Source organism: Streptomyces sp. G7(2002), assembly GCF_028870195.1.
Classification (GTDB): Bacteria; Actinomycetota; Actinomycetes; order Streptomycetales; family Streptomycetaceae; genus Streptomyces; species Streptomyces nigrescens.
In genome coordinates, this window is the sequence record NZ_CP102609.1 from 4,132,733 (window position 1) to 4,158,391 (window position 25,659).

23 protein-coding genes are annotated in these 25,659 nt (G+C 68.2%); 17 read left to right on the forward strand and 6 right to left on the reverse strand.

Annotation, left to right across the window (positions count from 1 at the left end; translation table 11 throughout):
- Positions 1-20 precede the first annotated feature (20 nt).
- From NUT86_RS17055 to NUT86_RS17085, 7 genes are all read left to right on the forward strand, one after another.
- A complete protein-coding gene (locus NUT86_RS17055; protein ID WP_018091063.1) occupies positions 21-704 on the forward strand; it encodes a TetR/AcrR family transcriptional regulator in 684 nt (227 codons plus the stop codon).
- 298 nt (positions 705-1,002) lie between these two features.
- On the forward strand, positions 1,003-1,638 hold the full coding sequence (locus NUT86_RS17060) for a hypothetical protein (protein WP_274736136.1): 636 nt from the start codon (positions 1,003-1,005) through the stop codon (positions 1,636-1,638).
- 44 nt (positions 1,639-1,682) lie between these two features.
- Complete coding sequence (locus NUT86_RS17065; protein ID WP_109890264.1) at positions 1,683-2,324, forward strand: hypothetical protein; 642 nt, start codon at positions 1,683-1,685, stop codon at positions 2,322-2,324.
- Positions 2,325-2,590: 266 nt separating this feature from the next.
- Positions 2,591-2,881: a WXG100 family type VII secretion target gene (locus NUT86_RS17070; RefSeq protein ID WP_018091066.1), complete on the forward strand. Its 291-nt coding sequence runs from the start codon at positions 2,591-2,593 to the stop codon at positions 2,879-2,881.
- 44 nt (positions 2,882-2,925) lie between these two features.
- On the forward strand, positions 2,926-4,149 hold the full coding sequence (locus NUT86_RS17075) for a putative T7SS-secreted protein (protein WP_274736138.1): 1,224 nt from the start codon (positions 2,926-2,928) through the stop codon (positions 4,147-4,149).
- Between the two features lie 5 nt (positions 4,150-4,154).
- On the forward strand, positions 4,155-5,291 hold the full coding sequence (locus NUT86_RS17080; protein ID WP_274736140.1) for a hypothetical protein: 1,137 nt from the start codon (positions 4,155-4,157) through the stop codon (positions 5,289-5,291).
- Between the two features lie 15 nt (positions 5,292-5,306).
- Complete coding sequence (locus tag NUT86_RS17085) at positions 5,307-5,939, forward strand: hypothetical protein (protein ID WP_159488025.1); 633 nt, start codon at positions 5,307-5,309, stop codon at positions 5,937-5,939.
- 198 nt (positions 5,940-6,137) lie between these two features.
- Here NUT86_RS17085 and NUT86_RS17090 read toward each other — a convergent pair whose 3' ends face one another.
- Positions 6,138-6,962 carry a trans-aconitate 2-methyltransferase gene (locus tag NUT86_RS17090; RefSeq protein ID WP_159488024.1) on the reverse strand — a complete coding sequence of 275 codons (825 nt, stop codon included), beginning with the start codon at positions 6,960-6,962 and terminating at the stop codon, positions 6,138-6,140.
- Between the two features lie 164 nt (positions 6,963-7,126).
- On the opposite strand from NUT86_RS17090, the gene NUT86_RS17095 reads away from it, so the two are divergent.
- The 3 genes from NUT86_RS17095 to NUT86_RS17105 all read left to right on the forward strand — a co-directional run bounded on the left by NUT86_RS17095 (position 7,127) and on the right by NUT86_RS17105 (position 10,654).
- Entirely contained in the window at positions 7,127-7,624 is a 498-nt protein-coding gene (locus tag NUT86_RS17095; RefSeq protein WP_018091071.1) for a MarR family winged helix-turn-helix transcriptional regulator, read from the forward strand.
- A gap of 175 nt (positions 7,625-7,799) precedes the next feature.
- Positions 7,800-8,591: an SDR family NAD(P)-dependent oxidoreductase gene (locus NUT86_RS17100; RefSeq protein ID WP_274736144.1), complete on the forward strand. Its 792-nt coding sequence runs from the start codon at positions 7,800-7,802 to the stop codon at positions 8,589-8,591.
- A 62-nt stretch (positions 8,592-8,653) separates the two neighbouring features.
- On the forward strand, positions 8,654-10,654 hold the full coding sequence (locus tag NUT86_RS17105) for a beta-galactosidase (protein ID WP_274736146.1): 2,001 nt from the start codon (positions 8,654-8,656) through the stop codon (positions 10,652-10,654).
- Between the two features lie 187 nt (positions 10,655-10,841).
- On the opposite strand, the gene NUT86_RS17110 is transcribed toward NUT86_RS17105, so the two are convergent.
- From NUT86_RS17110 to galT, 4 genes are all read right to left on the reverse strand, one after another.
- Entirely contained in the window at positions 10,842-11,612 is a 771-nt protein-coding gene (locus NUT86_RS17110; protein WP_109890274.1) for a response regulator transcription factor, read from the reverse strand.
- 270 nt (positions 11,613-11,882) lie between these two features.
- Positions 11,883-13,118 (reverse strand): galactokinase, encoded by a 1,236-nt coding sequence (gene galK / locus NUT86_RS17115; RefSeq protein ID WP_274736149.1) that lies wholly within the window; start codon positions 13,116-13,118, stop codon positions 11,883-11,885.
- Entirely contained in the window at positions 13,118-14,092 is a 975-nt protein-coding gene (galE, locus tag NUT86_RS17120) for a UDP-glucose 4-epimerase GalE (protein ID WP_018091076.1), read from the reverse strand. Before galE ends, galK begins: the two co-directional genes overlap by 1 nt.
- Positions 14,089-15,180: a galactose-1-phosphate uridylyltransferase gene (gene galT, locus NUT86_RS17125; protein ID WP_274736152.1), complete on the reverse strand. Its 1,092-nt coding sequence runs from the start codon at positions 15,178-15,180 to the stop codon at positions 14,089-14,091. Before galT ends, galE begins: the two co-directional genes overlap by 4 nt.
- A 222-nt stretch (positions 15,181-15,402) precedes the next feature.
- On the opposite strand from galT, the gene NUT86_RS17130 reads away from it, so the two are divergent.
- Together NUT86_RS17130 and NUT86_RS17135 are read left to right on the forward strand one after the other, a co-directional pair.
- On the forward strand, positions 15,403-17,073 hold the full coding sequence (locus NUT86_RS17130; RefSeq protein ID WP_018091078.1) for a sodium:solute symporter family protein: 1,671 nt from the start codon (positions 15,403-15,405) through the stop codon (positions 17,071-17,073).
- A 30-nt stretch (positions 17,074-17,103) separates the two neighbouring features.
- Positions 17,104-17,406 carry a hypothetical protein gene (locus NUT86_RS17135; protein ID WP_266449985.1) on the forward strand — a complete coding sequence of 101 codons (303 nt, stop codon included), beginning with the start codon at positions 17,104-17,106 and terminating at the stop codon, positions 17,404-17,406.
- Between the two features lie 209 nt (positions 17,407-17,615).
- On the opposite strand, the gene NUT86_RS17140 is transcribed toward NUT86_RS17135, so the two are convergent.
- Entirely contained in the window at positions 17,616-18,332 is a 717-nt protein-coding gene (locus NUT86_RS17140) for a response regulator transcription factor (protein WP_274736155.1), read from the reverse strand.
- Between the two features lie 285 nt (positions 18,333-18,617).
- On the opposite strand from NUT86_RS17140, the gene NUT86_RS17145 reads away from it, so the two are divergent.
- The 5 genes from NUT86_RS17145 (at position 18,618) to NUT86_RS17165 (ending at position 25,558) form a co-directional block, all read left to right on the forward strand.
- Positions 18,618-19,250 carry an SseB family protein gene (locus NUT86_RS17145; RefSeq protein WP_274736157.1) on the forward strand — a complete coding sequence of 211 codons (633 nt, stop codon included), beginning with the start codon at positions 18,618-18,620 and terminating at the stop codon, positions 19,248-19,250.
- Positions 19,247-19,864 carry a hypothetical protein gene (locus tag NUT86_RS17150; RefSeq protein WP_109890287.1) on the forward strand — a complete coding sequence of 206 codons (618 nt, stop codon included), beginning with the start codon at positions 19,247-19,249 and terminating at the stop codon, positions 19,862-19,864. The genes NUT86_RS17145 and NUT86_RS17150 overlap by 4 nt, the downstream gene beginning before the upstream one ends.
- Before the next feature lie 64 nt (positions 19,865-19,928).
- Positions 19,929-24,683, forward strand: coding sequence for a putative T7SS-secreted protein (locus NUT86_RS17155; protein ID WP_274736159.1), 4,755 nt, complete (start codon positions 19,929-19,931; stop codon positions 24,681-24,683).
- Positions 24,595-25,164: an Imm50 family immunity protein gene (locus tag NUT86_RS17160; protein WP_274736160.1), complete on the forward strand. Its 570-nt coding sequence runs from the start codon at positions 24,595-24,597 to the stop codon at positions 25,162-25,164. The genes NUT86_RS17155 and NUT86_RS17160 overlap by 89 nt, the downstream gene beginning before the upstream one ends.
- Complete coding sequence (locus tag NUT86_RS17165; protein WP_274736161.1) at positions 25,151-25,558, forward strand: Imm50 family immunity protein; 408 nt, start codon at positions 25,151-25,153, stop codon at positions 25,556-25,558. Before NUT86_RS17160 ends, NUT86_RS17165 begins: the two co-directional genes overlap by 14 nt.
- The last annotated feature ends 101 nt before the right edge of the window (positions 25,559-25,659 follow it).

Below are 25,659 nucleotides of genomic sequence, written 5' to 3' on the forward strand. Positions count from 1 at the left end.
CGGGAAGGCATGATTGACGGGTGGCGATCGACGACAGCAGTACCAGCGGCAGCAAAAGCAAGTCTTCCTCCGCGGGGACGCGGCGGGCCCGCAGGGTCCGGATGACCGGTGCGGAGCGCCGGGAGCAGCTGCTGGACATCGGTCGCACGCTCTTTGCCGAGCGGGGCTACGAGGGCACGTCGGTGGAGGAGATCGCGGCGAAGGCCGGGGTGTCCAAGCCGGTGGTCTACGAGCACTTCGGCGGCAAGGAGGGCCTGTACGCGGTCGTCGTGGACCGCGAGATGCGGCAGCTGCTGGACATGGTGACGGGCGCGCTGACCGCCGGCCATCCCCGCGAACTCCTCGAACAGGCGGCTTTCGCGCTGCTCGACTACATCGAGACCTTCACCGACGGTTTCCGCATCCTGGTCCGCGATTCCCCCGTGGCCCAGTCGACGGGCACCTTCGCCTCTCTCATCAGCGATATCGCCACCCAGGTCGAGGACATCCTGGGCCTGGAATTCAAGGCCCGCGGCTTCGATCCGAAACTCGCCCCGCTCTACGCTCAGGCCCTGGTCGGCATGGTCGCCCTGACCGGCCAGTGGTGGGTCGACACCCGCAAGCCGAAAAAGGCCGAGGTCGCGGCCCACCTGGTCAATCTCGCCTGGCACGGCCTGGGCAACTTGGAGGCGAAGCCTCGGTTGATAGGGCATCGGAAGAATTGAGGGTGCGGGAGGGGCGGGGCTCCTCGGGGCGGCGGGCCGGCGGGGCAGGCGCCTGCGGGTCGAGTGCCGGGCGTCTGCCATGGCATCCCGACGGCAACGCCTCAGCGATGACGACTCCCCGGTGATGCCTCAACGGCAGTGCCTCACATGGCGATCCGCCTGTTGATCATCGTCTGACACACTGGTCGGCCGCCGCCATCACCGCGCCTCACCAGGAGCCACGAGACGGTCATCCGGGTACGCGAGGGTGGAGACCTTTGCGGAACGAGGCGAGCCGGACCAGGAGCAGTAAAACCGAATGACCGAGATAACGTTCTGCCTTTCCCGGGAAGAGTTTGCTCAGCAATTCACCGCACTGCCCGAGCACGAGGCATGGGGAGCCCTGCAAACGGGAAATGGGCGGATCGCCGCCGAATCACCACTGGCCCGCATTCATCGCCTCGGCGGTAGTGACGACCACGAGCCGGCCTTCGCCCTCACGGCCGCAGAGCCGACCCATGCCCTGTGCACCGTCGTCCCTCAGGCCGGCGCCGCCGAGTCGCATACCGCATATACGGTGCATGACGGATCCGGCCGCTTCATCGGCCGGATCATCCACGAGCGTTCCCCACTGGGAATCCGCCAGGCGTGGCGCATCGAGGACGCGGCCAAGCAGTACAGCGCGGTCGCCTATAAGGGGACTATCCGCGGCTGGATCGCCTATTGGGCGATCTCGCCGTTCTGGGCCATCATGGCCCTGATCTTCCTCCTCAATGGCGATGTGCGTCCCGGCGGTTCACTGTGGAGCAAGCCCCACCGCGCCCGCTGGCGCATGCGGGCCGGCGGCGGCCCCAGGAAGGCTGCCCTCGATTTCAACACCGGCCGCTACCGGGCGGGCAGCGGGCAGCTGGACATGAACCTCATCCATGCGCAGGCCGTGCTGTACGGCGCGTAGCGCCGATAGAGCACCGAATCGAAGCAGGAATTACGGAGCGAGAAATGTCCGAGGTCACGTTCGGCATCACACGGAACGACGCTGCGAAGGAGTTCTCCGCGTTGCCGGGGTGTGAGGCATGGGGGATCCTGCACCCGGGACGGACCGGGAAGATTGCCCCCGGCCCGGCGCTGGCCCGGGTTCATCACCACATCACCAGTTCCGAGCAACAGCCGGCCTTCACGCTTACGACCGCTGCAGAGCCCGCACACACCCTGTGCACCATCGCCCCTCAGGCCGGCGCCGCTGCCCAGCAGACCGTCTATGCAGTGCATGACGGATACGGCCGATTCATCGGTCAGGTGACCCACGAACGTTCCCCCCGAGGAATGCGTCAGGCGTGGCGCATAGAGGACGCGGGCGGGCAGCGCAGCATGACCGCCTATAAGGGGAATATCCGCGGCTGGATCGCATATTGGGCATTCTCGCCCTTCTGGGCCCTTCTTGCGTTGCTGAATCTGCTCAACGGCGATACGCATTCGAGCTGGTGGCTTTGGGGCAAGCCCCGCCGCGCCCACTGGCGCACGCGAGCCGGCGACGGGCCGCGGAAGCCCGCCCTCGACTTCAAGTCCGGCCGATACCGCGCGGATACCGGACTACTGGATGCGAACCTCATCTATGCGCAGGCCGCACTGTACGGCGCGTAGCAACGGGCCGGACGCCGCTCCCTTTTCCGCGGAGCACCTCCGTACAGACATCATGCGAATGTTCGATCGTTTGGCGACATTTCCGGCACACCCCACACCCGCTTTCCCCTTTCTTTAATCCATCTTTGCCCCACACCCTCACTTCACATTACCCACCTTTTACCTCCGCGTTTTCACCCCGCCAGGTGATCACGATACGGTGAGCGGATGCGTCGATTCGGGATCGCCGCATCCAAGAAATCGCCGAGCGACGGGGGAATCACGCCATGGCGGCAGACTTCAAAATCGACGTCGAGCGCGTACAGGGGATGCTCAATAAACTCGCAAACGCCGACGATCGTATGCGGGACGCCCAGCAGCGCCTGAACAAGGTGGGCCCGAAGACGCTGGGAACCGACGGCCTCGATGATGCCTGTGATGAATTCCAGGGCCAGTGGGGCGACGGCATCAAGCGCATCGCGGATGCCGCGAAGGATATTCACGAGAAGCTCAAGATGACTCTGGACGCCTATAAAGCGGGCGAAGAGGAAAACGCCAAGATGCTCGGCAAGAAGTAATCACCGGCTCGGCCCGAGAAGCGACTGACAACAGGGGGAAACGCATGTCCTGGCGCAGCATGTTCATCGACGACGACTCGGCCTGGCCCGGGGTCGGATTCAATCCGGCCAAGGGGGATCTCCACGCCATCCAGGCACTCTCCTCGGACGTGAAGTCCGTGGGCGACGAGCTGGATGAGCTGGACCATCTGCTCAAGGCGGTCGGCAAGAGTGACGGCGCCTGGGAGGGCGAGGCGGCCCGGAACTTCGCCAAGAAGCTCGGCGAACTCCCCAAGTACCTCAAGCAGGGCAGCGAGTCCATGCACGACTGCGCCAAGGCGCTGCGCGGCTGGCACGGCCATCTGCAGGGATTCCAGGAAAAGGCCGGGAAGATCGAGGCGGAGGCGGCGTCGGCCCGTAAGCAGGCGGAGTCGGACCTCGATCACTACAACGACGTGTACCAAAAGTACGCGCCGTACTTCGGGCAGCCGATGGAGCCGGCGGCTGCCAAGCGGATGGACAACGAGATGGACGCGGCCAAGGAGAAGGCCGACCACTCCAAGGACAAACTCGAGGACCTCATCCGCGAGGCCGAGCGGATCTACGCGCAGTGGAAGGACCGGGCCGGCGAGGCCGAACGCGCGATCCTGAAGGCCTCGGAGAACCACCCGCCGGACCTCCACTGGTGGAGCAAGGCGATGGACGGGCTCAAGGCCGGCTGGCGAGCGTTCAAGGACTGGCTGGCCGAGCACGCCGATCTGCTGTCCAACATCAGTGCGGTGTTGTCCATCGCCTCCCTCGCAACGATGGCCATCCCACCGGTCGGGGCGATTCTGGGCGGCCTGGCCATCGGTGCCAGCGCGCTCGCTCTTGCCGGATACGGGATCAAGGCGTCGCGGGGCGGCAAAGTGGGTGTCATGGACTGGGTCGGCGCAGGACTGGGAGTGCTCCCGGGAATCGGCGCCGTGAAGGGACTCAAAGCCGCCGGGGCTCTGGCAAAGGGCGAGAAAATCGCCGCTCAGGGTGGCAAGATCGCCAACACGTTCAAGAATGCCCAGAGCCTGAAGACGTCGGAGAACATGGCCCGAGGCATGGCGGACGGTGTCATGCACAAGGGCATCCAGAAGGTGTTCCCCAAGGCGGAAGGCATGGGGGTGGACGTCGCGCACTGGGGTGCCCGCGGCACTCAGATGGGCGTCAAGGGCATTGGCCTCGGCCATCGCCTCGAGGCGAACTGGCCCGATGACAAGCCGATCGGCAAGGCGTTCCTGCAGGCGGCGGGGGCATAGGGAACATGACGGAAGCAGTCGCCGAAGTGGCCCGCGGAGCTGATGAGGACCCGCCCGTCACCTTTCGGGTCCCTCCCGCCTTCTTCGAATACCCCCTGACCGCCGATCCCGAGGCCCTCGTGGAAGACCTCGCTGACCTTGCGGCGGAGGTGTACCCGGAGGGCGACGACGAGCTCTGGCTCAGGTTCGTGATGATGAACATCCCCCTGGTCTCCGAGATGGTGGAGGCGGGGATGAGTTACGCCGGTTTCTGTTTGCTGAACGTCGAAGGGCAGCGGAGCACGGCAACAGTCACCGCAACGTTCGTCGACGACATGCCGCAGGTAAAAACGATGACGGCCCAGGACCTGGCTGACCACCTCGCCACGGGATCCCCGGACAGCGAGGTCGAAGTGATCACCCTGGCCGCCGGCGAGGCGGCCGTCCGGCTCGCTCCGGAGGTCCGGAGACTGCCCGGCGAGATCACCGACTCCGGCCGGCCCGAGACGCTGACCCTGGGGAAAATCTCGGTCTTCTTTCCGGTGCCTGATCATGGCGAAGTCGGGCTGTTCGAGCTCAGCACCCCGTGCTTGGACGACTGGAACCTGTATTCCGAGTTGTTCTTCAATATCGTCAACACGATCGAGGTGACGGGGCGGCAAACCGATATGCCGGCGGGCGAACACAGCTCCGCCGACGGTCCCATGGCGCTGCCTCAGTCGCCGCCGCCCCTGCCTGACCCGGACCCGGCAGTGGCACAGGCCCTGTTCTGGTACTCCAGCCGCCTGATGGACGCCGCCGCACTGCGCGGTCAGGTACACGGAGGGCAACAGGTCGAATCCATCACGTGCGAGACATGCTGGGCCAAGGGCCTGCGGTCCGCCTGCTCGGCACGGCACGGCTGGTACATCAGCAGCGTGGTGGGGGACGATCTCCCGCACGCACTGCCGAGGGCCGTCGCCTCGTTCACCTCGCGAGGATGGCAGGCGGAGACGGAAAGCGCCGGGAATCGCGTCCGCGTATGCGCCGGGGACGAGGCGCCTGAGCAATCGGCGGGTTATGCGTTCAGCGCGTCTGTGGACGGCGAAGCCGGCACATTCACCGCTGAGGTGACCGCACCGTGTACCCGTGCCGCTGCCGCGGATGATTCCCTGTTCGGCTAAGAGGAGCTGAGAACATTGCGGGCCGATCTGGAGCAGAAAATCCCCGCGGTACTGCCCGCAGGCGAGGTCTATCTGGGCGGGTTCACCACGTCGCGCTCGCCCTATGCCACCGGTACGGGTGGCTGCGACGTGCCGGACAAGCGACGGCCCCGGGTGCTGGCCGACGGCCGGTCCAGTTCCGGGGATTTCCTGGGAAAGTTCGGGGAATTCGTCTTCCGTTTCCTGACCGCCGACTTTTCGTCGCCCAGTCAGTTCGACAAGGTGACCGATCCCGCCAAGAGGGCCAAGGCGCAGAAGAGGAAGAAGACGTTCTTCGGCGGCTGGGACAGTCTGGCCGGCCAGTGGCTGGCGGCAGCTCAGCCGCGGGCCAAGGTGGGCGTCGTGGTCGCGGTCGCGCTCACCGAGAGAAACTTCCACTTCGTGTACGCGCAGTACAACCGCTGGAACGGGAAACTGGACGAGGCGATCGAACTGGGTCCGAGTTTCCGTCGGGACTGCCTGTCCTGGACGCGGCTGACCGGCGCCCATGACCACGATGTGCAGCTCGGTTTCTCCGACGGCTCGTGGGGGACGCTGTTCGGTCCCGACACGGAGGAATGCGCGAAGTTCTTCCCGCACACCCTCGGCAAACGCGACCCCATCCCGTAGCTCGAAATCCCGTAGCTCAAAGGCCCGCAAATCCCCTGGACGCCCAGCTGGAGCCGGCCCGTGCCGGCCTCGGACCGGTAGTCGCCGCGCGCGGCGAGCTGGATGTGGTCGAGGCCGGTGATCACGGCGCGGGTCACCTCGGAGGGGGAGAGTCGGGGCGCGGCCGCGGGGGTGGCGGCCGGCGGTGGGCGGGGGGCGTCAGTGTGCCGTGGGCTTCTGGGCGACGGCGAAGATGCGGCGGAAGGGGAAGACCGTGCCGTGGCGGCCCGTGGGGTAGGCCTTGCGGAGGGCTTCGCGGTATTCGGCGAGGAAGGCTTCGCGGGCGGCCGGGTCGTTCTCCAAGGCGGTGAGGACGGGGCGCAGGGCGGTGCCCTTGACCCAGTCGAGGACCGGGTCGTCGCCCTCCAGGAGCTGGACGTAGGTGGTTTCCCAGACGTCGGCGGCGCAGCCGAGGTCGGTGAGGCGCTCCAGGTAGGCGGCCGGTTCGAGGATGTGGATGAAGCGGCGGCCGTGGGTGTTGAGCCGCTCGCGCCACTGAGGGGCGTCGCACAGCTCGCCGAGGAGGGCGTGGCTGGGTGAGGTGAAGTTGCCGGGGACCTGGAAGGCGAAGGTGCCGCCGGGGGCGAGGGCCTCGATCCAGCGGGCGAAGGAGTCCGGGTGGTTGGGGACCCACTGCAGGGCCGCGTTGGAGACGATCAGGTCGTAGGTCTCCTCGGGCGTCCAGTCGGCGGCGTCGGCGGGGGCGAAGTCGAGGTGGCCGCCGCCCGGGGTGGGGCCGGCGTAGGTCTCGGCCTCTTTGAGCATGTCCGGGGAGTTGTCGAATCCGGTGATGTGCGCGTCCGGCCAGCGGGTGGTGAGCTGGGCGGTGACGTTGCCGGGGCCGCAGCCGAGGTCGGCGATGCGGGCGGTGCGGTCCTGCCGGGGCAGGTCGGGTATCCGGTTGAGCAGGTCGTGGAACGGACGGGTACGGTGCCCGGAGTGGCGGAGATATTGCTGCGGATCCCAGGTTGGTGCGTCGTGCATGTTCGAAACCCCTTTGCCGATGCAGGGCTGACACAAGGCTGGCACGGTCTGGTTCGGGCCGTCTCGGCTGGAAACCGAGCCCCCGCCGACGATGCCCATAGTCCAGCGAAATATATCTCGACGTCAAGAGACTTCATGTCGACAGACCCTCTACACTGATCGTCATGGAGGACGAGGTCGACCGACTGGTCGCAGCATGGCGCCGCGAGCGCCCGGACCTCGACGTGGAGCCGCTTGAGGTCCTCAGCCGCGTCTCCAGGCTGGCCAGACACCTTGACCGGGCCCGCCGTATCGCCTTTTCCGAGGTGGGCCTGGAGCCGTGGGAGTTCGATGTGCTCACCGCGCTGCGGCGCGCCGGGGCGCCGTACCAGCTCTCCCCCGGGGCGCTGCTGACGCAGACACTGGTCACCTCGGGGACGATGACCAACCGCATCGACCGGCTGGCCAAGAAGAACCTCGTCGAGCGGCTGCCCGACCCCAGCGACCGGCGCGGAGTGCTGGTCAGACTGACCGCGGAGGGCCGCGACAAGGCCGACCGGTCGCTGGCCGGACTGCTCTACCAGGAGCGTGCCATTCTCGCCGAGCTGTCCCGACAGCAGCGCAGTGAACTGGCCGGACTGCTGCGGCAGTTGACCGGGCCGTTCGACAACACTCCCGGATAGCCGCCCAGGGAAGCCCAGGCGCGTCGCGAAGGCAGTTCTGCACCGGCGTGCGACCGGTTGGCGCACCGCATTTGGCGGCGCGCAAGAAGGTGGCGCGCGCCCCCTGAATTCGCGTGCGCCCCTCGCCGTCCCTGTCCCCTTGCCCGCCGCTCGCCCCGTGGGCTTGGATCGCGCCATGAGCCAGCAGCGCGCACCGCATCCGGCGAACGGCCCGTACGGCAGGCGGTTCGAGGGCCGTACGGTCCTGGTGACCGGGGCCGCCGCCGGGATCGGGGCGGCCACCGCCGACCGGCTGGCGGCCGAGGGCGCCGGGGTGCTGCTGGACATCGACGACGCGCGCGGCGAACACACCGCGCGGCGCATCCGGGCGGCCGGCGGCCGGGCCTCGTACGAGCACTGCGATGTGGCGGGCGAGGACGACTGGCGGCGGGCCGTCGAGGCGGCGCGGCAGCGCTACGGCCCGGTGGACGGGCTGGTCAGCAACGCCTTTGTGCCGTCTGTGGCGGCCGCCGACCGCACCCCGCTGGCGGACTGGGACCGGCAGCTCGCGGTCAATCTCACCGGTTCGTTCCTGGGCGTACGCGCCGCCCTGGCGGATCTGCGGGCGCGCGGCGGCGCGGTGGTGCTGACCTCGTCCGTGCATGCCCTGGTCGGGCTGCCGGGACGGCCTGCCTACGCCGCGGCGAAGGCCGGACTGACCGGTCTGGGCCGTCAACTGGCCGTCGAATACGGGCCGGAGGTGCGGGTCAACAGCGTGCTGCCGGGCCCCGTGCTGACGGCTGCATGGGACGGGATCGGCGAGGAGGAACGGCAGGCCAGCGCCGCGGAGACGGCGGCGCGGCGGCTGGGGCGGCCCGAGGAGATCGCCGCGGCCATCGCCTTTCTGCTCTCCCCCGAGGCATCCTTCGTCACCGGGGCGAGCCTCGTCGTCGACGGCGGCTGGAGCGTGTACAAGAACTCCTCGTGAGCCGGTTCTGCTGACGGCGGGGCCGCGGCGCCCCGCCCGGGCCTCGATCCGTAGGGGGATCCATGGGCATCCATTTCGGCGGCGACTACAACCCCGAGCAGTGGCCCGAGGAGGTGTGGGCCGAGGATCTGAAGCTGATGAAGGCGGCCCGTGTCACCCTGGTCACCGCCGGGATCTTCTCCTGGGCCAAGGTCGAACCCCGGCCCGGGGCCTGGGACTTCGGCTGGTTCGACCGGGTCATGGACGGGCTGGCGGGCGCCGGTATCGCCGTCTGTCTGGCGACGATGACCGCCTCACCACCACCGTGGCTCTCCCGCGCGCACCCCGAGATCCTGCCCGAGGACGCCGACGGCCGGCGGCGCTGGCCCGGCGCCCGGCAGCACTACTGCCCCTCCAGCCCCGTCTACCGCGCCCACGCCGTACGCCTCGTCGAACAGCTCGCCACCCGCTACGCCGGCCACCCCGCGCTCGCCATGTGGCACATCGGCAACGAATACGGCTGCCACACCCGCCACTGCTACTGCGAGGTGTCGGCCGACGACTTCCGGCGCTGGCTGCGCGAGCGGTACGGGAGCGTCGACGCGCTCAACGCCGCCTGGTCGACGGCCTTCTGGTCACAGGCGTACGGCGACTTCGACGAGGTGCTGCCGCCCCGCACCGCGCCCACCTTCCCCAACCCCGCACAGCAGCTGGACTATCTGCGCTTCGGTGACGAGGCACTGCGCGCCTGCTACTTGGCCGAAAAGGCGGTGCTGGAACGTGTCACCCCGGGAATTCCGGCCACCACCAATCTGATGCCGCAGCACAAGCCGGTCGATGCCTTCGCCTGGTCGTCCCATATGGACGCGATGGCGCTGGACTTCTACCAGGATCCGCATGTGCCCGACGATCACGTCCGGGCCGGATATGTCTTCGACCTGATGCGCTCGGCGCGCTCCGGGCAGCCCTGGATGCTGCTGGAACAGGCGCCGGGCGCGGTCAACTGGCGGCCCCGCAACGGTCCCAAGCCGCCCGGTGCGATGCGGCTGTGGAGCTGGCAGGCCGTCGCCCAGGGCGCGGACGCGGTGTTGTTCTTCCAGTGGCGGCAGTCGCTGGGCGGCGCGGAGAAGTTCCACTCGGCGATGCTGCCGCACGGCGGGACCGACACCCGCGTCTTCCGTGAAGTGTCGATGCTGGGGCGGGAGTTGGCGTCAGTGCCGGGCATCGAGGGGACCCGGTCGCGGGCCGGGGTGGCGCTGCTCGCGGACTGGCACAGCTGGTGGGCGCTCGAGCTGGACTCCAAGCCGTCGACCGCGCTGGACCACTCCCGTATCGCGCTGGATCACTACCGGCCGCTGTTCGAGGCGGGTGTGGCCTGCGATGTGCTGCCGCCGCAGCGCGACCTGTCCGGCTACCGGCTGGTCGTGGCGCCCAACCTGTATCTGCTCACCACGCGGGATGCCGAGCGGCTGGCCGCCTATGTACGCGACGGCGGGCAGCTGCTGGTGTCGTTCTTCTCCGGGATCGTCGACGCGCACGACCGGGTGCACCCCGGCGGCTACCCGGCGCCGCTGCGGGCGCTGCTGGGGCTGCGGGTGGCGGAGTTCTGGCCGCTGGAGGCGGGCCGGTCGGTGGCTGTCGACGGAGATTACGCGGGGCAGGCGGACCTGTGGTCGGAGGCCCTGGACCTCGAAGGGGCCGAGGCGCTCGCCCACTTCACGGACGGGGAGCTGGCCGGCCGGCCCGCGGTGACCCGGCACTCCTACGGGCGGGGCACGGTCTGGTACGTCGCCACCCGGCTCGAACCGGCGCTGATGCGGGCGCTGCTGGACGAGGTCCGCGCGGCGGCCGGTGTGGAGCCCGTACTGCCGGGGCTGCCCGCGGGCGTCCAGGCCACCGTCCGCGAGGGCGCCGGCGGACGCTACCTCTTCCTCCTCAACCACGGGGCGGAGGCGGCCGAGGTCGGGCTGCCGGCGCCGCTGCGGGATGCGCTCGCGGCGCGCGGCACGGCCGGGGCCGGGGCCGGGGCCGTCGACCGGATCACGCTGGGGGCACGGGGCGTGGCGGTGCTGACGAGGCCATAGGGCGTGGCGGGTGCGGGGCCGTGCTGACGGAGCCGTAGAGCGCGCCGGGGGCGTGGCCGTGCTGTGGCGGAGCCGGAGGGCCTGCCGGGGTCCTGCCCCGATCCGCCGGACCGGCGCCAGGAGCCCGTGGCGGGCTCAGGCCCCCAGCCGTCCCACGAGCCCCGGGCCGCTCACGGAACCGGGCCGCTCACGGCACCGGCACCGAGGCCGCCGCGGCCGCCGCCTCCAGCTCGACCGGGCCGACGCCGGCCCGGCGGGCCAGTGCCACCGCCGCGAGGGTGGAGTGCACCCCGAGCTTGCCGAGCACGTTCTGCATATGGGTACGGACCGTGTGCGGCGAGAGGAACAGCCGCTCGGCGACCGCCTTGCGGCCCAGGCCCGCCACCATGCACCGCAGCACCTCACGCTCGCGCGGGGTCAGCGACTCCACCAGCCGCTCACTCTCCGAACGGTGCTTGCGGGCGGCCGTCAGCTCCCGCAGCACACCGGTCAGCAGCGCGGGCGGCAGATGCGTCTCGTCGCGGAGCACACCGCGGATGACGGCGAGCAGCCGGGAGAGCGAGCAGTCCTTGGCGACCCAGCCGGAGGCACCGGCCTGCAGGGCGGCGGCCGCGCGGCGCGGATCGTCGCGGTCGGCGAGGACGACGGTGCGCAGATACGGATGGCTGGTGCGCAGGCCGGAGACCAGCGCGATGCCGTCCCGCGGCACGGCGCGCGGCACGGTGTCGCGGGCGGCTCCCTGTGCGGGCACCGCGAGCAGCGGCGCGGCGAGGTCGGCGTCGGCGAGCAGCACGTCGAAGCGGTGGCCGTCGGTGGCCGCCCGGTCCAGATTGCGCAGGGCAGCGGGGGCGCTGCCCGCGGCCGCGACGTCCACGTCCTGTTCCGCGGCGAGCGCGGCCGCCAGGGATTCGGCGAAGATGCGGTGGTCGTCGACCACCAGAACCCGGATGCGTTGCACAGAGACCCCCTGTCTCGGTGAACGGACCATAGCGGGCACGGCGCCCGAGTTGAAGATCGCCTCAGCCGCACGGCCGCCGCCGTGCCAACATTGCTACCCCACCCCGGGCGCCGTACCCGAACGGTCTCGCCCCCTGATCGGCACCGGCCCCCACCGGTGCAGGCTCCCAGCGTACGGACGGGGTGCGGCGAGGGAAGGTGATTGGCGAAACTGCTTCCCCCGCCGGGCTGTTCGGCGCCTGTCCGGTGGCTTCACGCCGTCCGGCGCGCCCTACTCGACGCGGTGCGCCCCCGCGCTCGCGACCGCCTCGAAGATCCGCGGGGCGGCATGGCCGGCCGCCGCGAACGCCTCGGTGACCGCCGCGCTCACGGCCGTGGCGTCCGCCTCCTCGACGAGCACGATCGCCGAGCCGCCGAAACCGCCGCCGGTCATCCGGGCCCCGAGGGCGCCCGCCGCCAGCGCGGAGTCGACGGCGAGGTCGAGCTCGGGACAGGAGATCTTGAAGTCGTCGCGGAGCGAGGCGTGGCCGGCCGTGAGCAGCGGGCCAATGGCGCGGGTGCGGCCCGCGTCGAGGTGGGTGATGACCTCTTCGACGCGGTGGTTCTCGGTGACGATGTGCCGGACGAGGGCCTGGACGACGGGGTCTCCGGCCAGCCCTGACAGCGCCTCGGGCAGTTGCGCGTAGGGCACGTCGCGCAGGGCAGGCACCCCGAGCGCCCGCGCGCCACGCTCGCAGCCGGCGCGCCGCTCCGCGTATGCGCCGTCCCCCAGCTCGTGCTTCACCCGGGTGTCGACCACGAGGAGCCGCAGCCCCTCCCCCGCCAGGTCGAACGGGACCTGGCGCCGGGTGAGGTCGCGGGTGTCCAGGAACAGGGCGTGGCCCTCGGTGCAGCAGGCCGCTGCGGTCTGGTCCATGATCCCGCAGGGCACCCCGACGAAGGCGTTCTCGGCCCGCTGGGCGAGCTGCGCCAGCCGCTGCGGCTCCTGGCCGAGCGCGTACAGGTCGTTGAGGGCGAGCGCGGTGACGACCTCCAGGGCGGCGGAGGAGGAGAGTCCGGCGCCGGTGGGCACCGTGCTCTCGAAGTGCAGATCCGCGCCGCCGACGGGCAGGCCGGCCTCCCGCATCGCCCAGACGACGCCGGCGGGGTAGGCGGCCCATCCGCCGCTGCGTTGGGCGCCGCCCCGGCTCGTCTCCAGCGACTCTGAGGCCGTCTCGGGCCATGGCCGCAGCTCGTCGAGGCGCAGTGCGACGATGCCGCCGTCGGCGCCGCCGGAGTGCAGCCGCAGCACCCCGTCGGTGCGGGCCGAGGCGGCGGCGAGGGTGGTGTGCGGCAGGGCGAGCGGCATCACGAAACCGTCGTTGTAATCGGTGTGTTCACCGATCAGGTTGACCCGGCCGGGCGCCGCCCAGGTGCCCGTGGGGGCGGCGCCGTACACCGCGGCGAACTGCCCGGCGGTGTGCCGGACGCGCCCGGTGGCCGGGGCCGCGGTTCCGTGTGCGGTCATCAGGACTCCTTCGTCCGTTCGAGGTGCTGCGCGAACTCCCAGGCGTCGGCGACGATGCCGGCGAGGTCGGCGCGGGCGGGCCGCCAGCCGAGGCGGTCGACGGCGGTCTGGGCGGAGGCCACCAGCACGGCGGGGTCGCCGCCGCGGCGCGGGGCGGCCACCTCCGGGACGGGGTGCCCGGTGACCTTGCGTACGGTCTCGATGACCTCGCGGACGGAGAAGCCGTTGCCGTTGCCGAGGTTGCAGATCAGATGCTCACCGGCGGTGGCGGCGTCGAGGGCGAGGAGGTGGGCCTCGGCGAGGTCGGCGACGTGGATGTAGTCGCGGACGCAGGTGCCGTCGGGGGTGGGGTAGTCCTCGCCGTAGACGGAGATCGCCGCGCGCTTGCCCTGGGCGACCTGGAGGACGAGCGGGATCAGGTGCGACTCGGGGTCGTGGCGCTCGCCGCAGCTGCCGTAGGCGCCGGCGACATTGAAGTAGCGCAGTGAGACGGCGGCCAGGCCGTGGGCGGCGGCCTCGCCGCTGATCATGTGGTCGACGGCGAGCTTGCTGGCGCCGTACGGGCTGGTGGGCGCGGTCTCGGCGGACTCGGTGATCGGGGTGGACGCCGGCTCGCCGTAGGTGGCGGCGGTGGAGGAGAAGACGAGGGTGCGGACACCGGCGTCGCGCATCGCGGCGAGCAGGTCCATGGTGCCGCCGACGTTGTTGCGCCAGTACTTCTCGGGGTCCACGACGGACTCGCCGACCTGGGAGAAGGCGGCGAAGTGCAGCACCGCGTCGTAGGAGGGGTCGAGCCACTTCGCCGCGTCCTGGATGCGGCCCTCGATGAAGTGGGCTCCGGCGGGGATGCCCTCGCGGTGGCCGGTGGACAGGTCGTCCAGCACGGTGACCTCGTGGCCGGCCTGCAGCAGATGTGCCGCAACGACGCTGCCGACGTATCCCGCACCACCGGTGACCAGGTACTTCTTGCTCACTCGCTCGCTACCTCTCGCAGTCGCTCGGCCGCGGCCTCCGGCGGCACATCATTGATGAACACGTTCATGCCGGATTCGGAACCCGCGAGAAACTTCAGCTTGCCGGAAGTTCGGCGGATGGTGAAAAGCTCAAGGTGGAGTGCGAAGTCCTCACGGCGCCCGGCGCGCAGCGGCGCCTGGTGCCAGGCGGCGATGTACGGCGTGCGCGCGGCGCCGGCCGCACGGACCCCCCGGCTCGCCCCCTCCTCTTTCCCACCGTCCCGCCCGACGAAGATCCGGTCGAAGCGCCGCAAGACTTCCAGATAGATCTGTGGGAATTCTGTGCGCGCGGCCTCGTCGAGGGCGAGCAGGTCGGGGACCCGGCGCTTGGGGTAGAGGTGCACCTCGTAGGGCCAGTGGGCGGCGTACGGGACGAAGACCACCCAGTGCTCGCCCTCCAGGACGATCCGGCGGCCGTCGGCCAGTTCGTCGGCGACCGTGTCGTCGAAGAGGTTGCCGCCGGTGGCCTCGCGGTGCGCGGCGAGCGAGGTGAGCATCCGCTCGGTGCGCGGGGTGATGAAGGGGTACGCGTAGATCTGGCCGTGCGGGTGGCCGAGGGTGACGCCGATCTCCGCGCCGCGGTTCTCGAAGCAGAAGACCTGCTCCACACCGGGGAGTTGGGACAGTTCCGCGGTGCGGTCGGTCCAGGCCTCCAGGACCAGGGCGGCCTGCTCCTCGCTGAGGTCGGCGAAGGAGGCGTCGTGGTCGGGGGTGAAGCAGACGACCTCGCAGCGGCCGCTGTCGCCGGCGAGGGAGGGGAAGCGGTTCTCGAAGACGGCGACGTCGTAGTCGGGGGCGGGGATCTCGGAGAGCCGGCCGTCACGGGAGGGGCACAGCGGGCATTCGTCGGCCGGGGGGTGGTAGGTGCGGGCCTGGCGGTGTGAGGCGATGGCGACCGAGTCGCCGAGGAGCCGGTCGTGCCTGATCTCGGAGGCGGTGGCGACGGGGTCGAGGGGGCGGTGGTCCCGCTCGTCGCGTACGGCGTCGTCGCGCAGGTCGTAGTAGATGAGCTCCCGGCCGTCAGCCAGCCGGGTCGTCGTCTTCTTCACGGAGCTCCTCACACGCCCACCAAACACAAACAAACACAATGAAGCACAACTCAACAGCGGCGTCAACGCTGGGCACAGCACGGGATACCCCAGGGGCATATACGACATATCGACAGGCCCGATCACAGATCAACAACTCAACCAAACAAAAGTATTCAGCTTCTGAGGGCCCGGGCGTAGCTTTCTGTGCGTTCCGGTCGCGCAAAGAAGCGAGTACCCACCATGATCACCCTGGCCGAGGGGCTACGGCTCCCTACCAACGGGCTGGATTACACGATCCTGGCCCTCTACTTCGTCGTCGTCCTCGGCATCGGATTCGCGGCCAAACGCAGCGTGAAGACGAGCCTGGACTTCTTCCTCTCCGGGCGGTCACTGCCTGCCTGGGTCACCGGTCTCGCGTTCGTCGCCGCCAACCTCGGCGCCACCGAGATCCTCGGTATGGCCGCCAATGGCGCGCAGTACGGGGCCTACACCGTCCACTGGTACTGGATCGGCGCCATCCCGGCGATGGTCTTCCTCGGCCTGGTGATGATGCCGTTCTACTACGGCTCCAAGGTCCGCTCGGTGCCGGAATTCCTGCTGCACCGCTTCGGCCCCTCCTCGCACCTGCTCAGTTCGGTCATCTTCGCCGTCTCGTCCGTACTGATCGCGGGCGTGAACCTGTACGCGATGGCGATCGTGCTGCAGGCGCTGCTCGGCTGGCCGCAGTGGGTCGCGATCGTCGTCGCGGGCTTCTTCGTCCTCGCGTACATCACCATCGGCGGTCTCTCCTCGGCGATCTACAACGAGGTGCTGCAGTTCTTCGTCATCCTGGCGGCGCTGATACCGCTGACCGTCGTCGGCCTCAAGCGCGTCGGGGGCTGGGACGGACTGACCGACTCGCTCACGTCCTCGCACGGGGACGCCTTCCTCACCGCCTGGAAGGGCACCGGCATCGGCGAGGGCAACCCGCTCGGCGCGAACTGGCTCACCATCGTCCTCGGCCTCGGCTTCGTGATGAGCTTCGGCTACTGGACCACCAACTTCGCCGAGGTGCAGCGCGCCCTGTCCGCGAAGAACCTCTCCGCCGCCAAGCGGACGCCGCTGATCGCCGCCTTCCCCAAGATCTTCATCCCGCTGGTGGTGGTCGTCCCCGGTCTGATCGCGCTGGTCATGGAGCCGACGCTGGGCAAGTCCAAGGACGGGCTGCAGTACAACGACGCGATCCCGGTGCTGATGCGGGACCTGCTGCCCAACGGCGTACTGGGCATCGCGGTGACCGGTCTGCTCGCCGCCTTCATGGCCGGCATGGCCGCCAACGTCTCGTCCTTCAACACCGTCTTCACCAACGACATCTGGGCGGCATACCTCAAGAAGGGCCGGGAGGACGCCTACTACCTGAAGACGGGCCGGGTGGTCACCGCGGTCGGCGTGCTGACCGGCATGGGCACGGCGTTCATCGCCGCCAGCTTCAGCAACATCATGAACTACCTCCAGACGCTGTTCTCGTTCTTCAACGTCCCGCTGTTCGTCGTCTTCATCATCGGCATGTTCTGGAAGCGGACCAGCGCCGCGGCCGGCTTCTGGGGGCTGCTCTCCGGCACCGTGGCCGCGATGGTCAACTACTTCTGGCTCTACAAGCAGGGCATCATCGCGATCCCCTCCGACCAGGGCGCGAACTTCGTCTCCTCCATCGTCGCCTTCGTCGTCGGCGCGCTCGTGATGTTCGTCGTCACGATGGTCACCAAGCCCAAGCCCGTCGAATCCCTGGCCGGCCTGGTCTACGGCACCCGCTCCCCCGGCATGGAGGAGCTGCCCGCCGAGGGCGACGACGCCTGGTACCGCAAGCCGGCCCTGCTGGGCTGGGGCGCGATCGTCCTCGCCGCCCTCTGCTACATCCCGTTCTCCCTCTGAACCTGCCTGAACCAGCGGAGTTGACGCACCATGAGTGACTACCAGCACGAGGTCGCGGAGCTGGAGCGCGAATCGGCGACCGCCGCGCGGCTCTTCGACGTACGGCGCATCATCGGCGGCCTGTTCGTCGTCTACGGCGTGATCGTCACCATCGCCGGCGTAATGGCGACCGACGCCGACCTCAAAAAGGCCCAGAACATCAACATCAACCTGTGGACGGGCCTGGGCATGCTCGCCCTCGGCCTGTTCTTCCTGGTTTGGATGAAGCTACGACCGGCGGTTCCGCCTACGGCTGAGGAGTTGGCGGACGGGAGTGGGGGTGGGGAGGGGTGAGTGCGGGGGCGTGATGGGCTGAGGGGGGTGTCGCGGGGGCGGGGCGGGGGCGGCTTGTCCGGTTCTGTCGCCGCGCGGGGCTGAGCTGGGCCGGGCTACCGCGGGGGCGGCTCGTCCCGTACCGCCATCGCGCAGGGCTGAGCACGGCTAACGCGAGGGCGGCGCCAGCTCATCCGGTCGGTCCCGCCACCGCACAGGACTGGGCGCGACTAACGCGGCGGAGGCACCGGCTCGTCCGGCCCCGCCGCCCCGCGCGCGCCACGGCCGCCCGCCCGGTCCAGCAGCCCCGTACGCGCCGCCAGCGCGGCGGCCTCAAGCCGGGAGCCCACCTCCAGCTTCATCAGCACCCGCTGCACATGTGTACGCGCCGTACTCGGCGCGATGTCCATCCCCGCCGCAATCAGGCGGGTGTCCTCACCGTCCGCGACCCGCATCAGCACCTCGACCTCCCGCGGGGTGAGCAGCTCCAGCAGCCGCGCCCCCTCGTCGTCCGGCTGCGCCGCGGGGTGCAGCAACTCCTCGAAGGCCTGCTGCAACAACTGCGGCGACACCGCCGACTCCCCCGCCCGCGCCTTCATCATGGCGCGCTCGACACCTTCGATCCGCTCGTCATTACGGACGTAACCGGAAGCCCCGGCGGCGAAAGCGGCGGCGATCCCGCGCGGGCTGGGAACCGGCCCCAGCACCACCACCGCAACCTGCGGCCGCTCCTTCTTGATCCGTACGACCGGGTCGAAGGCCCCCGGCCGGGCGGGCGCGGCGGTACCCAGCAGGCACACCTCGGGCGCCCGGCTCACCACCAGCTCCGCGGCCCCCGCACTCGGCGCGGCCGCCGCCAGCACCCGGTGCCCGCGCAGTTTCAGCGCCGAGGCGAGCGCCTCCGCGAGCAGACGATGATCGTCGACCACCATGAGCCGCACGCCCATCGAGCAACCTCCCCCGCTCCGGCGGGCCCCGGCGCAGCCCCCGGCCGGGCCGCTTGTCCCCGGGAAGCTACACGCTCGGCTGCGATACCGCGCCCCCTACCGGGAAGAAGCCCCCCGGAATGCTGGAATCCCGGCCATTCGGGGCTGGTTGGCGCGCTCTCGAGGGGGTGGGGGCGAGGGCTCGCGCTGCCGGGGCTCTGCCGACGCACGGGGCGCAGAGGGCGTAACGGCGTAACCCACCGTCTCCCGCGCAGAGTTGAGACGGTCCGCCCTGAGGCGCCACCCATGACAAGCAGCCCCGGGCCGCCGCATCGAGCGCATCACCCGCCATTGCCGTTCTTCGAACTCCGCCCCACCCCAAGTTGGTTGAACTCAAAAGAAACCAGTGGCCGGTTTTCCGGCGGAGCGTCATTGCCTGCATTGTCAGTGCCGTATGCGAAAGTGGGTTCGACAGTTGAGCTGAAGTCGGGGAGGGAGCCGGCCGTCATGTCATTGGCCGACGAAGTAGCGGCAGCACACGCAGGGAATCCGAATCCGGCCGCACTGGTGGGTGAGTTCCGCCGGACACCGGTATTGATACCGCTCATCAACGACTCCCTCATGTCGGCCGAGTTTTCCGGTATCCGCTGGTTGTACGCCTTCTCCGACGAACAGGAACTGGCTCGCTTCGCGGCGTCCCGCGGCGCCGCTCCCGAGACCGAGCTGTCCTACGCCCGCGCGGTCGGCGCGCGTCTCCTGGACGTCGTCATCCCCGCCATCGAGGGGCCGGCGGGCGTGGTGCTCGACGCGGGAAGTGAGCAGGGGATGGTGTTTCCGCCGGTCAGTGGCATCGTGCCGGACTCAGCGGCGATCGACCTCATCGAGCCGGGCCAGGCCGACAGCGGACCTGGTGCACCCGTGGCCGGGGGTGCGGCATGACGTCCGCCGAGGGTTACGAACTCGATCCGACGGCCCTGAAGCAGGTCACCAAGGGCATCCACGACTCGATCGCGGAACTGAAGGAGCTGGGCTTCGACACCAACGCCCAGCTCGGCCAGGGATTCGACAAGCTGGCCCTCTCCGGCATGGAGAGCGGGCACGCCGGCATGAGTTCCGTATTCGATGACTTCTGTGAACGCTGGGGCTGGGGCGTTCGCCTGCTCATCCATGAAGCCAACGAATTCGCGCGCCGTCTTGATTTGACGGCCGGGCTTTATCACGAGCAGGAGCAGTATGTTTCGACCACGCTCAAGGTCGGGGCGAATGCGCTGCTGATGGGCGACCCGACCATGACGGAGGAACAGCTCAAGCACCGGACGTGGAAGCAAGTCCGCGACGACAACGCAATCACCCAGTTCGACGACGCGGACTGGGACCCCAACTCCGCCAGATCCCGCAAGGCCTTTCAGGAAGTCGACCAGGCTGCACAGCAGACGGGCGAGGACTTCGCGACGTCCAAGTGGGCGGGCGACAAGGACCACAACTGGGCTCTGCGGCCATTTCAAGACGACCGTGACGCCCCGGCGCAGGCCAACGACCACAACGGGTCCTGACACGCCGTTGCACCGCACCACCGCACATCCACTGCTGCACAGCACCACTGGGGGTTAATAACTGATGGGCCTCGGCGACCTCATCAATTCCGCGGCCGAGAAGGCCGGCAACGCCGTCGATGGCGTCAAGGAGGCGGCCGGCGAGGCCGTCGACTCCGCCACGGACATGACCGCCGATGCACTCGACTACGTCGGTGCGGACGGCGCGGCCAAGACCGTCCGCTCGGCCGGTGACGACGTCGCCGATGCGCTGGGCGCGCAGGTCGCTGAGCGGCAGCTGGGTGAGAGCGACGACCCCAAGGAGCTGATCCATGGCGACGTCGCGAAGATCAATGAATCCGCCGCGCACCTGAAGGACTTCTACGCCGCCTTCGAACGCGTCGGCCAGGGAATCCGCAAACTGGACGCCGGATCGTGGAAGGGAAAGGCCGCCGACAGCTTCCACGAGAAGTTCGACGTACACCCCAAACAGTGGATGCGCACCGCGGACGCCTGTGAGGCGGCGTGGAAGGCCCTCGACTCCTACGCGGATACGGTCTCCTGGGCGCAGAAGAAGGCTCAGGCGGCCATCGACGCATGGCGCGCGGCCGAGAAGAAGACCATGAAGGCGTTCAAGGCGTACAGCCACGCGGTCGACACGTACAACGCCAAGGCAGACGCATATAACGCCGCACGGGACGAGGGCTCCGACCCGGGACCCAAGCCCGACAAGCCCGGCGACTTCCACGACCCCGCTGACCAGGATCGCGAGGCGGCGCAGGACATCCTCAAAAACGCCCGCACCCAGCGCAACGAGGCCGCGGAGAAAGCACAGCACGCCCTCAAGAAAGCACTGGAACACGCCCCGCAAGCACCCAAGTTCACCACTGAGACGGCTCTCGACGCCGCTGACGGCATCGCAGCCGGCGGCATGAACTTGATGCACGTCGTCGGCGGTGTGGGCAAGGCCCTGGTCGAAACGGTCAACCTGGGCCGCATGGTGAACCCGCTGGAGCCGTACAACCTCGCCCACCCCCATCTGTACATGGCCAACGTCTCCAAGATCACGCTAGGCCTGGCCAGCACGGCCGCCCACCCCGGGCGCCTGGCCAAGGGGATGCTCGGCGAAGGCTGGGGCAGCGACCCCGGGGATGCGCTTGGCGGCGTCATCGGCAATCTCATCGGCGCCAAGGGCGTCGGCGCCGTCGGCAAGGGCGTGATGAAGGCGGGGGCGAAGGACGCGGTCAAGGGGGCCGCGCGGACAGCCGTCGAGCAAGGCGGCAAGCGCACCATCATGGACCGGGCCCGTACCGCCTGGTGCAAGATCTTCGGCAACGACCCCATCGACATGGCCACCGGCCGGATGATCCTGCCGCAGACCGACATCACCCTCCCCGGCAGCCTCCCGCTCTCCTTCACCCGCACCTTCGAGTCGTCCTACCGCACCGGCCGCTGGTTCGGCCCGACGTGGATGAGCACCGTCGACCAGCGGCTGGAGATCGACGCCGAGGGCGTCATCCTCATAGGCGAGGAGGGCAACTTCCTCCTCTACCCGCACCCGGCCGTAGGCGTGCCCACCCTCCCCACCGAGGGCGACGGCCACCCCCTGGAGCGCACCCCGGACGGCGACTACCTCCTCACCGACCCGGTCACCGGCATCCGCCGCTACTTCACCACCTACACCGAAGACCTCGCCGTCCTCGACGAGATATCCGACCGGCGCGGCAACCACCACACCTTCGACTACACCGAAGACGGCACCCCCACCGCCATCACCCACAGCGCCGGCTACCGCCTCCTGCTCACCACCGAAGAGGGCCGCATCACGGCCCTCCACCTCGCAGGCGCGGCCCCCGACGGCTCCGACCAACTGCTGATGACGTACGGCTACGACACCGCCGGCAACCTCATCACCACCACCAACTCCTCCGGCCTCCCCCTCCGCTTCACCTACGACGACCACGGCCGGATCACGTCCTGGACGGACACCAACAACAGCAGCTACACCTACGTCTACGACGACGATGACCGCTGCACCTCGCAGGGCGGCATTGCGGGCCACCTCCGCGCCCAGTTCACGTGGGGCGACCCGGATCCCGTAACGGGCCTGCGCACCAACCTGCTCCACAACTCCCAGGGCGGCGTCACCCGCTACGAGGTCAACGAACGCCACCAGATCGTCGCGGAGACCGACCCCACCGGCGCCACCACCCGCACGGTCCGCGACGCCAAGCACCGCGTCCTGTCGACAATCGACCCCCTGGGCCGCACCACCCACATCGACTACGACGACGAGGGCCGCCCGGTGAGCGTCGTCCTCCCGGACGGCAGCCGCTCCACCACTACCTACAACGACCTCGGCCTGCCCCTGACCACCACCGGTCCGGACGGCACCACCTGGACCCACACCTACGACGCCGACGGCAACCGGACGGCCACCACCGACCCCACTGGGGCCACCACCACCTATACCCATGACGCCCGAGGCCACGTCTCCGCGGTCACCGACGCCCTCGGCAACACCACCCGCCTCTACTGCAACGAGGCCGGTCTGCCCCTGACCGTCACCGACCCACTGGGCGCCACCACCCACTACCGCCGAGATGCCTTCGGCCGCACCACCTCGGTCACCGACCCGCTCGGTGAGACGGCACACATGATCTGGACCGTCGAAGGCAAGCTGGCAGCTCGCATCGACGCGACCGGCGCCACCGAGGAATGGACCTACGACGGTGAGGGCAACCGCCTCACCCACACCGACGCGATCGGCCAGACCACCCGCTTCGAATACAGCCACTTCGACCTGCTCACGGCCCGCACCGACCCCGACGGCGTCCGCTACGAGTTCACTCATGACACCGAACTCCGCCTCATCCAAGTCACCAATCCCCAAGGGCTGACCTGGAACTACGCCTACGACGGTGCCGGCCGCCTCATATCCGAGACCGACTTCGACGACCGCGTCCTCACTTACGCCCACGACGCCGCAGGCCAACTCGTAACCCGCACCAACACCTTGGGCGAGGTCACGACCTACACCCGCGACACCTTCGGCCGCATCACACACAAGGATGCCGCCGGTCTCGTCACCACCTACGTCCACGACACCAGCGGCGACCTGCAACAAGCGGCCAACCCGGACGCCACCGTCACCTACACCCGCGACATCCTGGGCCGCGTCACCGCCGAAACCGTCAACGGCCGCACCATGATGTTCACCTACGACGCCCTGGGCCGCCGCACCTCCCGCACCACCCCCACCGGCCACACCACCACTTACGCCTACGACGCCGCCGGCAACCGCACCGCTATGGACGTCGCCGGCCATGTCCTGGCCTTCGACCATGACGCAGCTGGCCAAGAACTCACCCGGACTGTCGACGACCACCTCCAGCTCACCCACACCTGGGACCCCACCGGCCGCCTCACCTCCCAATCCCTCACCACAGCAGCCACCGGCAGTCTCCACTCCCCCGCCGGGACCACCCCAGCACAAAATGCTGCCGCCGAAGCCCAACGGGTCCTCCACCGCGCCTACACCTACCGCCCCGACGGCAACCTGACCGCGATCGACGACTCCCACACCGGCCGCCGCACCTTCGATCTCGACCGCGCCGACCGCGTCACCGCCGTCCGCGCCACCGATTGGACCGAGACCTACGCCTACGACGGAGCGGGCAACCAAACCCACGCCACCTGGCCCGACCGCCATGCCGACCCCTCAGCCAGAGGCAACCGCACCTACACCGGCACCAACATCACCAAAGCCGGCGCCATCCGCTACGAACATGACGAGCTCGGCCGAGTTACTCTCCGCCAAAAAACCCGCCTCTCCCGCAAACCCGACACCTGGCACTACACCTGGAACACCGAGGGCCGCCTCACCACCGTCATAACCCCGGACGGCACTACTTGGCGTTATCTCTACGACCCATTCGGCCGACGCAGTGCCAAACAACGCCTCGCTACCGACGGCCAAACGGTTGCTGAGCAAACTGAATTCACCTGGGAAGGCTCTACCCTCACCGAACAAACCACCCAGGTGGTGGGGGCCTCGAAGTTCATCACCCTCGCCTGGGACTACAAGGGCACGATTCCCCTAACACAGCTTGAGCGTAAATCCTCAGCGCCAGATCTCTCACAATCTCCTCAATGTATTATTGACAAGCGATTCTTCGCGATAGTCACAGACCTGATAGGCACGCCAACGAATCTCTCGTCAGTGGACGGCGGGCTCGCATGGCAAGCCCGGGGCACACTCTGGGGAGGAACTGCGTGGAGCCGCGTCGATACGGCCTTCACACCTCTGCGGTTTTCGGGTCAATATTTCGATCCGGAAACACAGCTGCACTATAACTACCATCGCTACTACGACCCTGCTGTCGGCCGTTACCTCACTCCCGATCCGCTCGGGCTAGCACCAAGCCCAAACCCGATCACGTATGTGCACAATCCTCATACGCGGATAGATCCGCTCGGCCTTTTTGACTGCAAGGTGAGCCGAGCAGAGGCCAGGAGCGACGCCCTACGTGACGCAGGAATACCTGACGATGCGGTACCATTCGACAGTAATGATTACATCAAGGCAACCAAGCCAGAATATGAGGGCGGAGGTATGCTGCTCGACGAAAACGGTCGACCAATATTCTATCGCCAAGAGTGGTTCGAACGAGCCGACGGCGAAATCATCGTTTACCAGGATCATTGGTTTGGCCATCAAAAGCCCGGAACACCTGGACATCAACCGGCACATGTCCACGTCCGTCCATACGGCGAGGAAAGAAACGGACAGGTGCCAGGATGCGAGAAGCACTATTACTACAACCCAAACCTTGGCTGATTCGGTAGAGAACCCACAGGAGCTCATCAGCCTATACGGCAGAGTACCGAGTCTTGACACTGTCAAGATTCGGTCGATTCACCTGAGCAGGCTCGGACCTATGGCTAAATTGCGCATAGATTTGCCAACATATCCGGATGCCGCTCCCGCAGAATGGAAAGAGTTCGACTGTGACACCGTTCAATGTCAAGTTGAATTCGTCAATGTGAGTAGTTTCCGAATGAGGAATTCGGCCCTGCCGACCATGGCCGACATCACATTCTCCATCAGTGAAGGAACGGCTACGGTAGAGATCGAGGGGCCCGGATTGTCGGCCGCATTCACCTGCCTCCCGTTTACGCTCGTCGGCCACATCGGCGCGTTCAAAGCTTCCAACGACGGCTCTGACTCCGGCAGGCACTACTACGTACGGAAGATCGACGCCAAGCTCTTCGACTCGACGCCAAGTCTTCACCAAAGGACATTCTATGACAGCATCTAACTGGAGGAGGCTACTAGAGGATTCGGGAGGAATTGAGAGGTTCTATGAATTCGGCCCTGAATTGAGCTCATGCAATCTGATCTATCTCCACATGGATGAACGAGGTCAGAGCCTAACGATGTGCCTTGAGGCCGATGAGCCCTTCACGCCACCTCGCGAAGATGGGAATCCGACAGTCTACAATGTCGTCGAATTCCATTTGACATTCCTCGGTGTTAAAAATCTAGAGTTCGACGGGTGGCAAAACTACGCCAACAAGAGAACCGAGGTACTCAAATATCATCCGGACGGGGCAATTCATGTCTCAATCACGGGCCACGACGAATTTGTCAAATTCACTGCAGGTAGTGCATCTATCATTCATTCGCAAGCCAAGCGCAAGGCGGCAGAGTAGGTTCCCGAATTCTTCTCCTACCACTGCAGCTGCCCACTCCCAACGTCTTCGCCGACCTAGACGGCGGGTTCCAGAGCGGTCTGAATCTCTGCCCGCATCGG